The following is a 14553-nucleotide window of genomic DNA, read 5'->3' as shown; positions in this document are numbered from 1 at the left end:
GATGCCGTCCTTCGACATGGCCGGGACCTGGACCCTGCACCCCCAGGTCGCGGTCCGCCCGGAACCCTTCGGCGCCCTGCTCTACCACTTCGGCACCCGCCGTCTGTCGTTCCTCAAGGACCTCCGGCTCCTCGCCGCCGTCCGCCTCCTGACCGACGAACCCAGCGCCGCGGACGCCTGCCGCACCGCCGGCATCCACGACCACGAACTGGCCCGCTACCGGGCCGCGTTGGAGACGCTGGCGACCTCCCACATGATCGTGCGGCGTACGCCCCCTCGGCCCGGAGAGGCCCCATGACAACCCCCGCACCCCCGCGCCCGGCCCGGCTGGTGGACCACTTCCAGTACGGCCTCGACGCGCCGATCTGCCTGACCTGGGAACTCACCTACGCCTGCAACCTGTCCTGCGTCCACTGCCTGTCCAGCTCGGGCCGCCGCGACCCGCACGAGCTGAGCACCGACGAGTGCAAGGCCGTCATCGACGAACTCGCCCGCATGCAGGTCTTCTACGTCAACATCGGCGGCGGAGAACCCACCGTCCGCCCCGACTTCTGGGAACTCGTCGACTACGCCACGGCCCACCGCGTCGGCGTGAAGTTCTCCACCAACGGCATCAAGATCACCCCCGAGGCGGCCCGCAGGCTCGCCGCCTCCGACTACGTCGACGTACAGCTGTCCCTGGACGGCGCCACCGCCGAGGTCAACGACGCGGTGCGCGGCAAGGGTTCGTACGACACGGCCCTGCGTGCCATGGAGAACCTTCAGGCGGCAGGCTTCCGGGGCTTCAAGATCTCGGTCGTCGCCACCCGCCACAACATCGGCCAGCTCGACGACTTCAAGGCCCTCGCCGACCGCTACGGCGCCCAGCTCCGGCTCACCCGGCTGCGTCCGTCCGGCCGCGGCGCCGACGTGTGGGACGAGCTCCACCCGACCGCGGCACAGCAACGGCAGCTCTACGACTGGCTGTTGGCGCACGGCGAGGACGTCCTCACCGGGGACTCCTTCTTCCACCTGTCCGCGTACGGCGGCGCCCTGCCCGGCCTCAACCTGTGCGGCGCCGGGCGGGTCGTGTGCCTGATCGACCCGGTCGGGGACGTGTACGCCTGCCCGTTCGCCATCCACGACACCTTCAAGGCCGGCAACGTCCGCGCCGAGGGCGGCTTCACCCGGGTCTGGCGCGAGTCGGACCTCTTCACCGACCTGCGGCGCCCGCAGACCGGCGGCGCGTGCACCAGCTGCTCGGCCTACGACTCCTGCCGCGGCGGCTGCATGGCGGCGAAGTTCTTCACCGGGCTGCCGCTCGACGGCCCCGACCCCGAGTGCGTACAGGGTTACGGCGAAACGGCGTTGGCGGATCCGGCACGTACCGTCCCCGCCCCCGGCCAGGACCACTCGCACCGCCGCAAGCCCGTGTTCGTGTCGATCGGCGGGCGCCCGGACGACTCCCGCACTCCGCCCGTCTCCCCGTGCGAGGAACACCCGCTGGCCGGATTCCGGCCCGCCGAACTCCCGTAACCCCTTGTGAGAGGCACCCATGGGCCACCGTTGGTTCGAGACCGTCGCGCACGCCCAGCAGCGGGCGAAGCGGCGGCTCCCCAAGTCCGTCTACAGCGCCCTGCTCGCCGGGTCCGAGGCGGGCGTGTCCTACCGCGACAACACCGCCGCGTTCCAGGAACTGGGCTTCGCGCCGCACGTCGCCGACCTCGCCGCCGAGCGGGCCACGGCCACGACGGTCATGGGCCAGGAGATCGCGCTGCCCGTGGTGATCTCGCCGACCGGCGTCCAAGCCGTCCATCCCGAGGGCGAGTTGGCGGTCGCGCGGGCCGCTGCCGCGCGGGGCACCGCGATGGGGCTCAGCTCGTTCGCGAGCAAACCGGTCGAGGAGGTCGTGGCGGCGAACCCGAAGACCTTCTTCCAGATGTACTGGATGGGCTCCAAGGACTCCATGCTCCGCGCCATGGAGCGCGCCCGCGCCGCCGGAGCGGCCGGACTGATCGTCACTCTCGACTGGTCCTTCTCCCACGGCCGCGACTGGGGCAGCCCCTGGATCCCGGAACGCCTCGACCTCAAGGCGATGGCCAAGCTCGCCCCACAGGGCCTGTCCCGGCCCGGCTGGCTGCTCGACTACGTCCGCTCCGGCAGCCTCCCCGACCTGACCACCCCCAACCTGGCCGACGAGAACGGCGTCGCCCCCGCCTTCTTCGGCGCGTACGGGCAGTGGATGGGCACCCCGCCGCCCAGCTGGGACGACGTGCGCTGGATGCGCGACGAGTGGCAGGGCCCCTTCCTCCTCAAGGGCATCTCGCGCATCGACGACGCCCGCCGCGCCGTCGACATCGGCGCCACCGCGCTGTCCGTCTCCAACCACGGCGGCAACAACCTCGACACCACGCCCGCACCGATCCGCCTGCTGCCCGCGGTGGCACAGGCCGTCGGCGACCAGATCGAGGTCCTGCTCGACGGCGGTGTCCGACGGGGCAGCGACGTCGTCAAGGCCCTGGCCCTGGGCGCCCGGGCGGTCCTCATCGGACGCGCCTACCTCTGGGGGCTCGCCGCCGGAGGACAGGCGGGCGTCGAGAACGTCCTCGACGTCCTGGCCGGCGGCATCGACTCGGCCCTGCGCGGCCTCGGCCGCAGCTCCGTCCACGACCTCACCCCGGACGACGTACTGATCCCGCCGGGCTTCACCCGCGGCGCTCCGGAGCGGGGATGACGCCCGACCTGGCGCGGCTCACCTGGACGGACGTACCGGACAGGCCCCTCGCCCTGGTGCCGCTCGGCTCCTTCGAACAGCACGGCCCGCACCTGCCGTTGGACACGGACACGCGCATCGCGGACGCCGTCGCGCACGCGGTGGCGGAACGGCTGCCGGGGGAGGTCGTCGTGGCCCCGCCCGTCGTGTACGCGGCCAGCGGGGAGCACCAGGGCTTCCCCGGGACCGTCTCCATCGGCAACGAGGCGCTGAAGTTCGTGCTCATCGAACTCGTACGGTCGATGGCACTCTGGTCCGGGCGGGTCGTCTTCCTCAACGGCCATGGCGGCAACGCCACTTGCTTGGCCGACGCGCTGCGTGAGCTGTCGGCCGAGGGGCAGGACGTCGCCCATGTGCAGTGCTTTCCCCCGGGCGGCGACGCCCACGCCGGACACACCGAGACCTCCCTCATGCTCCATCTGGCCCCGGAACTGGTGCACATGGACCGGGCATGGCGCGGAAACCCCACGCCCATACGGGAGTTGATGCCCGCACTCGTAGCCGGGGGCGTCGCGGCCGTGTCGGCCTCCGGAGTGCTCGGCGATCCGACGACCGCGACCGGCGAGGAGGGGGCACGCCTCTTCGACGCCTTGGTCGCAGAAGTCACCGCCCGCCTCCAGACCGAGGAGACACGACGGTGACCGGACGCGTGGCACTCGTGACCGGCGCGGCCCGCGGCATCGGCGCCGCGACGGTCCGCGCCCTCTGCGCCGACGGGTACGCGGTCCTCGCCCTGGACAGCTGCGCCGCGGACGGCCCGGACCGCGGCCACGGCGTGAACTACAGCCTCGCCACCCGGGAGGACCTGGAGAAACTCGCCGCGGAACACCCCGGCCAGGTGCTGGCGGAGATGGCCGACGTACGCGACCGGGCCGCCCTGGAGCGGGCCGCGGCCAAGGCGGTCGAGCGGTTCGGCCGGCTCGACGCAGCCGTCGCCGCGGCGGCCGTCATCAACGGCGGCCGGCCCCTCTGGGAGACCCCCGAAGCCGACCTGCGCACCCTGTGGGAGGTCGACGTCCTCGGCGTCTGGAACACCGCGGCCGTCTGCGTCCCGCACTTCATCGCCGGGCCCGCCCCGAGCGGCTGCCGGTTCGTCGCCGTCGCCTCGGCCGCCGGCACCCGCGGACTGTTCCACCTCAGCGGTTACGGCGCCGCCAAGCACGCCGTCGTCGGGCTGGTCCGCGGCCTGGCCGCCGACCTCGTCAACACCGGCGTGACCGCGGTGGCCGTCTCCCCGGGCTCCACCCGCACCGACATGCTGCGGGCGACGGCCGCGCTCTACGACCTGGACGACGTCGAGGCCTTCACCGACTCACAGCTCCAGGGCCGCCTCATCGAACCGGAAGAGGTCGCCTCCCTCATCGCCTACTGCTGCTCGCCCCACGGAGGCGTCGCCAACGGCTCCGTCATGAGCGCCGAGGGAGGTTTCCGCGGATGACGACACCGGGGACGACCACCGCAGGACCGGGCCTGCCGCCCGGGTCCGTCGTCGAACTCGGCTCGCAGGTAAGGCAGTACGACGGCGGACGCGTCCTCGTCGGCGGGGCGCCGCCCCGACTCGTACGCCTCGCCGCCGCAGCCGGGCCCTTGCTGAAGAAGGGCCGCATCCGCCTCGACAGCCGCCCCGCCGCCCGGCTCGCGGACCGTCTCGTCGCCCTGGGCATGGCCCACCCGGTCGTGGCCGAACTCCCGCCCGTCGAGACGGCGTTGGTGACCGTCGTCGTCCCGGTCCGGGACCGCGCCCAGGAGTTGGACCGGCTGCTCGCGGGCATCGGCGGCCCGACGCCGGTCATCGTGGTCGACGACGGCTCCCGCGCCCCCCTTGCCGTGGCCCGCGTCGCCGCCCGCCACGGCGCCCGGCTGATCGCCCTCGCCGAGAACCGCGGCCCGGCGGCGGCCCGCAACGCAGGCCTGCGCCAGGTCCGTACGCCCTATGTCGCCTTCACCGACTCGGACGTCGTCCTCACCCCCGACACCCTGCCCACCCTCCTGCGCCACTTCAACGACCCCCGACTGGCCGTCGTCGCACCCCGCGTCCTCGGCCTCGAAACCCCGGCCCCCGGCTGGCTGTCGCGCTACGAAGCCGCCCGCTCCTCCCTCGACCTCGGCCCGCACCCCGCCCTCGTCCACCCCCGCTCCCGCGTCGCCTGGATCCCCAGCGCCTGCCTGGTCGCCCGGGTCGACGCGCTCGGCGCCGGATTCGACGAGCGCCTGCGGGTCGCCGAGGACGTCGACCTGGTCTGGCGGCTGGCCGCCGAGGGACGACGTATCCGCTACGACCCCACGGTGACCGTCCGGCACGACCACCGCACCCGCTTCACCAAGTGGCTTGCGCGCAAGGCCTATTACGGCACCGGAGCGCACGCACTCGCCGAACGCCACGGTGCCGCGATCGCACCGGCCACGCTCACCCCGTGGGCCGCCGCGATCGCCGCCGCCCTGCTCGCGCAACGCGCCTGGTCGGTACCGGTCGCCGGCGCGGTCGCCCTCGGCGTGACCCGCGGCTACACCCGGGACATCACGGCCGGAACCGCCGATCCGCGGCGCCTCGCGGCCTCCCTCACCGGGCTGGGCCTCGCGGCCACGGCGGAGCAGACGGCGGCTCTGCTGCTGCGGCACTGGTGGCCGTTGACGGCGGCCGGGTGCTTGGTGTCCCGGAGGGTGCGGCGGGCGACGACGGTGGCGGCGGTGGTCGACGGGCTCCTTGAACACCGGCGCTGTGCACCGGAGTTGGACCGGGCGCGTTTCGTCCTTGCGCGGCGGGTGGATGACCTCGCCTATGGGGCCGGGGTGTGGGCGGGGGCGGTTCGGGGGAGGTCGGTCCGCTGTCTGCTGCCGGAGATTCGGGGGAGGGGGGAACGGTGAGTGTGCGGCGGTGGCTGCGGGATGTGGGTGAGTTGACGCCTCCGCCGGTCCCGGACGACGGGTGTCCGAACCTCGACTGGGCCACCTCCGGCGCCATGGCCCTCACCGGGCATGGGGACGGACCGCCTGTGGTCTCGCCCGGTTCGATGTGGCCTCTGCTGCGGGAGGCCGGGGCTGCTCTGACCTGGCTGAGCACCCGGATCGGCGCTCCCGTCCACCCCGATCTGGCTCTGTTGCTCACCGGTCGGGCGGGCGCCAGGAACCTGACTCGCCGGGGGCGAACATCGGCGGGCGGTGCGACCAGGCTGCTGGAGGCCTCCGACGGTTGGTGTGCGCTGACCCTCAGCCGCCCTGACGATCTGGAACTCGTCCCCGCGATTCTGGGGCGGGCCGAGATGCCTGACCCTTGGGCGGCGCTCACTGCGGCGGTGCGAGGCACGAAGGCGGATGAATTCGCCGCGCATGTACGGCAGTTCGGGCTGCCAGTCGCAGCGCTGGCGCCCGAATTTACTGCCGTCCCTTGGAGGGTCACCCGTATCGCCCCGCCAGACCGCGCGTTGCGCCTCGATCGCGCCCTCGTCGTGGACCTCTCCTCCCTCTGGGCAGGCCCGCTGTGCGCCCGACTGCTGGGCCAGGCGGGCGCCCGGATCGTGAAGGTGGAGAGCACACGGCGGCCTGACGGCGCGCGGTCCGGCAGCCGGACCTTCTACGACTGGCTCCACGCCGGGCACGAGAGCGTCGCCGTCGACTTCACCACGGGCGAAGGGCGGGCCGCGCTCGCCGAGTTGGTGCGTGCCGCGGACGTGGTGATCGAGGCCTCACGGCCGCGGGCGTTGGGCCAGTTGGGGCTGGCGCCGGAGCGGCTCGGGCATCGGGCGGGCAAGGTGTGGGTGAGCATCACGGGGTATGGGCGCAGGCATGCCGACCGGGTCGCCTTCGGCGATGACGCGGCTGTCGCGGGTGGGTTGGTGGGCTGGTCCGGGGGAGAGCCGGTGTTCTGCGCGGACGCGGTGGCCGATCCGCTGACGGGGCTGGTGGCCGCGTTGGGGGTGATGGGGTCCGTTGCTGTGGGCGGGGGGCAGCTGATCGATGTGTCGATGCGGGATGTGGCGGCGGTGTTCGCTGGGGCGGGGCCGGTCGGGCATGGGCCGCATACGGTGAGCGACGGCAAGGTGGAATGCTCGGCGCTCGGCCGGACCGCGCCGGTACGCCCGCCGCGCACACCGGCACCGGCGGGCCGAGCCGCCGCGATGGGCGCCGACACCGCCCGGGTGCTGGCGGAGGTGGCCGTCACCCGAGAGCCGGGAGTGGCCGCCGACCGAGACCTGGATGCGTCCGCCCGCTGAAGCCGGGAAGCGCCCGTCACCCAAAGTCGCCGTACACGACCCGCCCCCCGATGAACGTCCCCCGCACCAGACCGGCATCCGGCGCCCGCAACACCTCGCCCAGCGGCCGGTCCAGCAGTACGAGGTCGGCCGCCCCGCCCTCCACGATCCGCCGCTCGGCACCCCCAGGGTCGTCCAGCGGTGACAGCAGGCCGCGCAGCACCGTCTCCGCAGGGACCCGCTCGTCGGGACCGAGCACCCGCCCCGAGGGCGTCGTCCGCTCGGTCGCCGCCCGTAGGCAGGCCCAGGGATCCGGGTCCCCGTACGGCGCGTCGCTGCTCGGCGCCACCCGGACGCCAGCGCGCAGCAGGCCGCCGTACCGCCACAGATCCTGCCGGTCCTCGGGCTCCACGCGGTCCCAGTAGTCGTCGCCGCGCCGGGCGACGAGCGTCGGCTGGGTGACCACCCGGATGCCCCGCGCCGCCAGTTCCTTCGCCGCGGCCGGGTCGGCGACCGCGCAGTGCTCCACCCGGTCGCCCTCGACCACGCCCGCCGCGTCCAGCGCCGCCAGCGTCAGGGCCAGGGCCGTGCGGGTCACGCAGTGCACGGCCACGGGACGACCGTTGGCATGCGCGCGGCGGACGCGGTCCGTGAGGTCGTCCAGGTCGGGGAGGGCGTGATCGGCGGCGACCAGCTTCACCGGGCCGACGGTCAGGCGAGGGTGCGCCGATGGGCCCGCGTCGGCGGCCATCACCATGACGTGCTGGGGCAGCTCGTCCCGCCGTACCGCATCGGCGATGACCTCGGCCGCTCCCGCGTCCGGCGTGGCATCCGCGACATGCGTCACCCCGAACGCGGCCAGCCGCGCCCCCACTGCCCGCAGCGACGGCCGCCGCCCCCCGATCGCCGCCCGCAACCACGCGTCCGCCCGCCACAACCGCCCCGTCGGCCGCCCGCCGGCATCCCGCTCGACGCCCTCATGGTCCCCGAGCCGCGCCAGTCCGGCCGAGTTCACCACCCACAGCGCCCCGGAACGGTGCTGCACCCGCACCGGCACCCCGCCACCGAACCCGTCCAGCACATCCCGGTCCAGCTCACCGTGGACCACGTCGTCGTACCCGACCGCCCGCACCCACCCGTCCTCGGCCACCCGGGCCGCCGCGAACACCGCCGCCAGCCGCGCCCGCGGGACACCGGCCAGGTCGACCGAGGCCTCGGCCGCCGCCATCGCCGCGAGGTGGAGATGATGATCGGCCAGCCCCGGCAGCAGAGCGCCACCATCTCCTCGTACGACCAACTCGCCTTCCATGGAAGGGAGTTGACGGCCGATCTCCGCCACCACCCCCGCCCGGACCCGGACGTCGACCAGCCCCTCCGCCGGGTAGCGCTCCACTCCGCGCAGGAGCAGCGCCTCACTGGTCATGGTCGTCGATCTCGTCGATCAGCCCCCACCGGAGCGCGGTCGTGGCATCGGTCCGGGCCCCGCTCAGGATCATCCACGCCGCCCGCCACCGCCCGATCCGGCGCGGCACGCTCACGGTCCCGCCCGCGCCCGGCACCAGCCCCATCGCCACCTCGGGCAGCAGGAAGAACGTGTCCGGCGAGGCGACCACCCGCCCGGCGAACGCGGCCATCTCGATGCCCGCGCCGACCGCAGCGCCCTGGACGCGGACCGTCATCCGGTCCCGCAGCCGGTGGATCAGCCGCCACGGCGCCCGGTCCAGGCGGACCAGGTACGCGGCGACCGGATCACGGGCGGTGCCGAACTCGGCGAGATCGCCGCCGCTGCTGAACACAGGCCCGGTACCGGTGAGTTCGACCTCTGCGATCGTGTCGTCGAGGACCGCGAGCTCAAGGGCCTCGTACAGCTCCTCGCGCATGCGGAAGCTGAACGCGTTCCGTCGTTCCGGCCGGTCGAGGAGGACCGACAGGCGATCGCCGTTCCGGTCCACGCGGACGCAGGGCCGTTCGTCCGTGGCGGGTGCCGTCCTTCGGCCGTCCAGCCAGGCCGCGAACTCGGTTCCGCCCAGCAGCATCGAGTACGCCGCCGCTTCGGCCGCCAGTCCCTGGAGGGTGCCGAGGGACGGAGTCTGCCGCAGGAGCTGGCCCAGGGCCAGGGCCGCCTGCGGGTTTCGGTCGACGGCCTGGGCCAGGGTGGCGTACGCCTTCTCCGGGTCCTCCGCCGGCATCAACGCCCGGTCGTCCGGGGCCACTTGAGGACCGGCGAGCGTCAGTGTGAGCGCGTCCAGCAGGGGGCGTAGGCGCTCCGCTGGCTGCCGTGTCGCCACCCCGATCGTGAGCGACAGGGACTCGCGCACCCGCTCCGCGGCGGCCGCCGGGTCCTCGCCCTGCCAGTCGTCGAGATCGAGGCGCCGGACCGGTGCCTCCGGGCGTCCGTCAGGGGCGAGCCGCAGCCCTTCGTCGACGCCGGTCCGTTCCATCCGGCCAGCGTAGTCGATTCTCTCTGCCGGTATTGGCATTCTCATTTTTCGCAAGTACCGTATCCGGCGATGAATGACTTCGCCCAGACCTCGTCGGGCATCCCGCTCAAGCCGGTCTACGGGCCGGCCGACCGGGCTGCCGAGCCGCCCGCACCGGGCGCGTTCCCCTTCACGCGCGGCAACTACTCCTCCGGCTACCGGGGGCGGCTGTGGACGCTCAGGCAGTACTCCGGCTTCGGCACCGCGGAGGAGTCGAACCGGCGCTACCGCTATCTGCTGGAGCAGGGCGGCACCGGCCTCTCGGTGGCGCTCGACCTGCCCACCCAGTGCGGCTACGACTCCGACGACCCGGAGGTGAGCGAGGAGGTCGGCCGGGTCGGCGTCGCCGTCGACACCCTCGCGGACGCCGAGGTGCTGTTCGAGGGCATCCCGCTGGACCGGATCAGCACCAGCTTCACCATCAACGGCACGGCGGCGATCCTGCTCGCCTTCTACGTGGCCGCCGCAGAGCGCAGGGGCGTGCCCCGGGCGAAGCTCACCGGCACCATCCAGAACGACATCCTCAAGGAGTACGCCTCCCGCGGCACCTGGATCTGGCCGCCGGAGCCGTCGCTCAGGCTCATCGCCGACACCATCGAGTTCTGCGCGGCCGAGGTGCCGAAGTTCAACGCGATTTCCGTGGCCGGCGCGCATTTCCGGGACGCGGGCGCCAACGCCGTGCAGGAGATGGCGTTCACGCTCGCCGACGGGGTGACGTATGTCGACACGGTGCTGGAACGCGGCCGTATGACGATCGATCAGTTCGCCCCGCAGGTCTCCTTCTTCTTCTACACGCACGGCGACTTCTTCGAGGAGATCGCCAAGTACCGTGCCGGGCGCAGGCGTTGGGCGACGATCGTGCGGGAGCGGTACGGCGCCTCGTCCGACAAGGCGGCCATGTTCCGCTTCGGCTGCGTCGCCGGCGGCGCCTCGCTGTACGCCCCGCAGGCTCGCAACAACACCGTCCGGGTCGCCTACGAGGCGCTCGCCTCGGTGCTCGGTGGCGTGCAGTCCATGTTCACCGCCGCCTGGGACGAGCCCTTCGCGCTGCCCAGCGAGGAGTCGGCGACCCTCGCCCTGCGTACGCAGCAGATCCTCGCCCACGAGACCGGCGTGGCCCGGGTGGCCGACCCGCTCGGCGGCTCGTACTTCGTCGAGGCGCTCACCGACGCCACCGAGGAGCGGATCGTCGAGATCATGGCCGACCTGGAGGCGCACGGCGGCATGGTCCGGGCGATCGAGGACGGTTATCTGCAGGGGCTCATCGCCGACGAGGCCTACCGCGTGCACCAGGACGTCGAGGCGGGCGTCCGGCCCGTCGTCGGCGTCAACCGGTACGTCGACGAGAACGAGCCCGCTCCAGACGTCGCCACCTACGAGCTCGATGCCAAGGGCCGCGAGACCCAGCTGGAGCGGCTGGCCCGGGTCAAGTCCGAGCGCGATCCGGCCGCCGTGCGCGACCGGCTGGCTGCCCTCTCCCGTGCCGCCGAGGGCAGCGACAACCTCATGGGCCCCCTCGTCGACTGTGCCAACGCCTACTGCACGGTCGGCGAGATGGTCACGGCGCTCAAGGACGTGTGGGGCGAGTTCCAGCAACCGGTGGTGTTCTGATGGCGACGACGGTGGTGTGCTCATGAGAATGACGGTGGTTTTCTGATGGGTACCAGGATCCTGATCGCCAAGCCCGGCCTCGACGGGCACGACCGGGGCGCCAAGATCGTGGCGCGGGCGCTGCGCGACGCCGGCTTCGAGGTCGTCTTCACCGGCATCCGGCAGCGCGTCGAGGACATCGTGGCGACCGCCGTCCAGGAGGACGTGGCGATGGTCGGCCTGAGCATGCTCTCCGGCGCGCACCTCGCGCTGACGGCCCGGACCGTCGAGGGGCTGCGGGCCGCTGACGCCGGTGACATCACGGTCGTCGTCGGCGGGACCATCCCGCCGGCGGACGTACCCCGGCTGAAGGCCGCGGGGGCGGCGGCCGTCTTCCCCACCGGAACACCCCTGGATGTGCTGGTGGCGGACGTGCGTGCCCTCACCTCACCCTGACCCTCCGCACGCGCGGAGCCTTCGAAACCCGACCCCTGGAGGGAACGTGCGGATCGGTGTCATGATCGGGCCCGAGCGGGGCGACTCCGCCCGCAAGGTCTCGCGGATGATCGCAGACGTGGAGTGGGCCGAGTCGGCGGGCATGGACACCGCCTGGATCCCCCAAATCCCCACGGACTTCGACGCGTTGACGGCCGTCGCCCTGATGGGTGCGCGCACCTCGCGGATCGAGCTCGGTACCGCCGTCGTACCGCTCCAGGCCCAGCACCCGATCGCCCTCGCCCGCCAGGCACTGTCCACGCAGGCCGCGACGGGCGGACGGCTGGCGCTGGGTGTCGGGCCCTCGCACCACTGGATCATCCAGGACATGCTCGGCCTGCCCTACGAGCGCCCGGCCGGCCTCACCCGCGACTACCTCGACATCCTGGACGCGGCCCGCCGGGGCCCCGGCCCCATCGACGTCGAGAACCGCACCTACACCGTGCACAATCCCCTCGACCTCGCCCCCGTGGCCCAACTGCCCGTCCTGCTGGCAGCCTTGGGCCCGGTCATGCTCCAGCTCGCGGGGGAGCGGGCGGACGGAACCATCCTGTGGATGGCCGACGAACGCGCCGTCGCCGAGCACGTCGTCCCCCGCATCACCAAGGCCGCCGAGTCGGCCGGCCGCGCGGCCCCGCGCATCGTCGCCGGCATCCCGGTCTGCCTGTGCGGCCCCTCCGAGGTCGACGCGGCCCGCGAACGCGCCAACCGCATCCTCGGCGAGGCCGAGATCTCGCCCAACTACCAGCGCCTGCTGGACCACGGCGACGCCGAGGACATCGGCGACCTGTGCGCGGCGGGCGACGAGGCGGCCATCGCGGCCCGCTTCAAGCGGTTCGCGGACGCGGGCGTCACCGACCTGTCCGTACGTCTCCTGCCGATCGGCGAGGGCCGCGACGAGCTCGTCGCCTCCAAGCGCCGCACCCGCGAGATGATCGCCCACCTCGCCGCGGAGTTCAGGTGACCGCGGGCCCCCTCGCCGGCCTGCGCATCCTGGAAGTCGGTCACATCCTCGCGGGCCCGTTCGCCACCATGCTCCTCGCCGACCTCGGCGCCGAGGTCACCAAGGTCGAACCACCCGGCGGCGACCTCTCCCGCCAGGTGGGCGACGCCTACTTCGCCAGCATCAACCGCAACAAGCGCAGCATCTGCCTCGACCTCGGCAGCGAGCAAGGAAGGGCGGAGCTGGGGAAGTTGGCCGCCGACGCGCACGCGCTGCTCGTCAACCTCAAGCCGTCGGTCATACGGCGGCTCGGGCTGACGTACGACAGCATGCGTCGCTTCAACGAGCGGATCGTGTGTGTCGCCGTCACCGGTTACGGGCTGGACGGCGGTGACGATCCGGCCTTCGACTACGTCATCCAGGCCGCCACCGGCGTCGCCGCGCTCACCGGCGACCCGGAGGGACCGCCCACCCTGCCCGGGTACTCGTCCGTCGACAACTCGGCAGCTCTGACAGCCGCGTTGGGGCTGCTCGCCCAGATCGTGTCCGGGCGCGGTGGTCAAGTCGACGTCGCGCTGCGGGACGTGATGCTCGCCCAGCTCAACTACCGGGCCTCCGCCTACCTCAACGACGGGGTCGAGCCACGCCGGATGCCCTTCGGCGCGCACTCCTACTACGTGCCGGCCCAGCTCTTCCCCACGGAGGAAGGGCACTTGGCGCTCTTCGTCACGCACGACGGCTTCTGGAAGAGCTTCGCCGCCGAGGCCGGGATCGACGGCTTCCCGACGATGGCCGAGCGTGCCGCGCGCCGCGAGGAGGTGCTGGCCGCCGTCACCCGGGCCCTCGCCGCGGACACCGCCCGCGGCTGGGAGGCGCGTCTGCGGCCCCTCGGCGTCCCGGCGGCGGCCGTGCGCACCCTGCCCGAAGCGCTGGACGCCACCCCGGAGATGGTCGTACGGGCGGGCGACTTCCGGCTGGTCGCGGGCCCGGTCCGGATCGCCGGATACGAGCCCGAGTACCGGCCGCCGCCGCGCCTCGGCGAGCACGGTTCACTCGTAGTGGACGGTGACTGACCCCTCGTCCGGGACGCCCTGGCAGGTGAGGACGTAGCCCTCGGTGACCTCCTCCTCGGTCAGGGCGTCGTTCACGCGCATGGTCGCGCTGCCCTCGGTCAACTTGGCCATGCAGCTCGCGCAGTTGCCCGCCTCGCAGGAGAACGGCGGGGTGAGCCCGGCCCGGCGGGCACTCTGCAGCAGCGTCTCGTTCGGGTGCTTGGGCACCGAGACCCGCTTGTTGCCGAGCAGGATCGTGACGGTGCCGGAGACCTCGGGAGTATTGGTCCCGTTCACCACGGGCGTCGGCCCACCGCCGCCGAACCGCTCGCTGAACACTCGGCCGGGCCCGGGCAGCGCCGACTCCACCAGCTCCATGAAGGGCTCGGGCCCGCACACATAGGCGTCCCCGTCGCAGTCCGCGCCGACGAACTCCCGTATGGCGGCCGGGTCCAGGAACCCACGCTCGGCGTCGAGATGCCGTACGACCGTCAGCCGCCCGGGATGGCGCGCGGCCAGATCCTCCAGCACCGACCGGAAGATCGCCGCCTCCCGGTCCCGGTCGGCGCACAGCAGCCGGACGCTGCGGTCGGTGGTGGACAGCGTGCTCTTGGCCAGGGAGAGGATCGGCGTGATGCCGCTGCCGCCGCTGAAGCCGAGCAGCGGCGAGTCGGCCGGGCGCAGGCAGAACAGGCCGCGCGGCTGGGTGAGTTCGAGCTCGTCGCCCTCCGACACATGGTCGATCAGCCAGTTGGAGACCTTGCCGTCCGGGACGCGCTTGACCGTGGTCATCAGCTCGGCGTCGGTCTCCGGCGCGCTCGACATCGAGTACGAGCGGAGCAGCTCCCGGCCGTCGACGCGCACCCGGAAGACACAGAACTGCCCTGCCTGGTAGGTGAATCGGCCGTCGTGCGGGTCCAGCACGAACGTCCGGGCGTCGGCGGTCTCCTCCACGATCTTGACGATGGTCGCACGCCGGAACAGGGCGGGGCTCGCCATGGACGCCCTCCTCTACCTCTGGTATCAAGGTTCTAACAAAGCGAGAATACTA

At 72.9% G+C, this 14553-nt stretch carries 14 protein-coding genes; 11 read left to right on the top strand and 3 right to left on the bottom strand.

Annotated features, from left to right (window positions below; genetic code table 11):
• Position 1 precedes the first annotated feature (1 nt).
• The 7 genes from mftB to ABZ848_RS09240 are packed head-to-tail and all read left to right on the top strand — an operon-like array spanning position 2 to position 6963.
• The gene (gene mftB / locus ABZ848_RS09270) at positions 2-298 is read left to right on the top strand and encodes a mycofactocin biosynthesis chaperone MftB (RefSeq protein ID WP_242767677.1); all 297 of its coding nucleotides are present in this window, start codon (positions 2-4) and stop codon (positions 296-298) included.
• Positions 295-1515: a mycofactocin radical SAM maturase gene (mftC, locus tag ABZ848_RS09265; RefSeq protein WP_360827798.1), complete on the top strand. Its 1221-nt coding sequence runs from the start codon at positions 295-297 to the stop codon at positions 1513-1515. Before mftB ends, mftC begins: the two co-directional genes overlap by 4 nt.
• A 19-nt stretch (positions 1516-1534) precedes the next feature.
• Positions 1535-2713: a pre-mycofactocin synthase MftD gene (gene mftD, locus ABZ848_RS09260; RefSeq protein ID WP_360827795.1), complete on the top strand. Its 1179-nt coding sequence runs from the start codon at positions 1535-1537 to the stop codon at positions 2711-2713.
• Complete coding sequence (gene mftE / locus ABZ848_RS09255; RefSeq protein ID WP_360827792.1) at positions 2710-3393, top strand: mycofactocin biosynthesis peptidyl-dipeptidase MftE; 684 nt, start codon at positions 2710-2712, stop codon at positions 3391-3393. Before mftD ends, mftE begins: the two co-directional genes overlap by 4 nt.
• Positions 3390-4190, top strand: a complete 801-nt coding sequence (locus tag ABZ848_RS09250; protein ID WP_360827789.1) for a mycofactocin-coupled SDR family oxidoreductase — start codon at positions 3390-3392, stop codon at positions 4188-4190. The genes mftE and ABZ848_RS09250 overlap by 4 nt, the downstream gene beginning before the upstream one ends.
• Positions 4187-5617 (top strand): mycofactocin biosynthesis glycosyltransferase MftF, encoded by a 1431-nt coding sequence (gene mftF, locus ABZ848_RS09245; RefSeq protein WP_360827786.1) that lies wholly within the window; start codon positions 4187-4189, stop codon positions 5615-5617. Before ABZ848_RS09250 ends, mftF begins: the two co-directional genes overlap by 4 nt.
• Positions 5614-6963: a CoA transferase gene (locus ABZ848_RS09240; RefSeq protein WP_360827783.1), complete on the top strand. Its 1350-nt coding sequence runs from the start codon at positions 5614-5616 to the stop codon at positions 6961-6963. The genes mftF and ABZ848_RS09240 overlap by 4 nt, the downstream gene beginning before the upstream one ends.
• Positions 6964-6979: 16 nt before the next feature.
• Here the strand turns inward: ABZ848_RS09240 and ABZ848_RS09235 are convergent, their stop codons facing one another.
• Positions 6980-8365 (bottom strand): amidohydrolase family protein, encoded by a 1386-nt coding sequence (locus ABZ848_RS09235; protein WP_360827780.1) that lies wholly within the window; start codon positions 8363-8365, stop codon positions 6980-6982.
• A complete protein-coding gene (locus tag ABZ848_RS09230) occupies positions 8355-9383 on the bottom strand; it encodes an enoyl-CoA hydratase/isomerase family protein (RefSeq protein WP_360827777.1) in 1029 nt (342 codons plus the stop codon). Before ABZ848_RS09230 ends, ABZ848_RS09235 begins: the two co-directional genes overlap by 11 nt.
• 69 nt (positions 9384-9452) lie before the next feature.
• On the opposite strand from ABZ848_RS09230, the gene ABZ848_RS09225 reads away from it, so the two are divergent.
• Genes ABZ848_RS09225 through ABZ848_RS09210 form a run of 4 tightly spaced genes read left to right on the top strand, consistent with a single transcriptional unit; the run spans position 9453 to position 13523 of the window.
• Entirely contained in the window at positions 9453-11033 is a 1581-nt protein-coding gene (locus tag ABZ848_RS09225) for a methylmalonyl-CoA mutase family protein (protein ID WP_360827774.1), read from the top strand.
• Positions 11034-11078: 45 nt separating this feature from the next.
• Positions 11079-11468 carry a cobalamin B12-binding domain-containing protein gene (locus tag ABZ848_RS09220; protein WP_360827772.1) on the top strand — a complete coding sequence of 130 codons (390 nt, stop codon included), beginning with the start codon at positions 11079-11081 and terminating at the stop codon, positions 11466-11468.
• Between the two features lie 46 nt (positions 11469-11514).
• Complete coding sequence (locus tag ABZ848_RS09215; RefSeq protein WP_360827769.1) at positions 11515-12471, top strand: TIGR03564 family F420-dependent LLM class oxidoreductase; 957 nt, start codon at positions 11515-11517, stop codon at positions 12469-12471.
• Positions 12468-13523, top strand: a complete 1056-nt coding sequence (locus ABZ848_RS09210) for a CoA transferase (RefSeq protein WP_360827766.1) — start codon at positions 12468-12470, stop codon at positions 13521-13523. The genes ABZ848_RS09215 and ABZ848_RS09210 overlap by 4 nt, the downstream gene beginning before the upstream one ends.
• Here ABZ848_RS09210 and ABZ848_RS09205 read toward each other — a convergent pair.
• Positions 13500-14501 (bottom strand): ferredoxin--NADP reductase, encoded by a 1002-nt coding sequence (locus ABZ848_RS09205; protein WP_360827763.1) that lies wholly within the window; start codon positions 14499-14501, stop codon positions 13500-13502. The genes ABZ848_RS09210 and ABZ848_RS09205 overlap by 24 nt on opposite strands.
• Positions 14502-14553: the final 52 nt, after the last annotated feature.

Source organism: Streptomyces sp. NPDC047081, assembly GCF_040643775.1.
Classification (GTDB): Bacteria; Actinomycetota; Actinomycetes; order Streptomycetales; family Streptomycetaceae; genus Streptomyces.
Note: the sequence above shows the minus strand (reverse complement) of the source record. Positions and strands in the feature narration are given on the sequence as shown.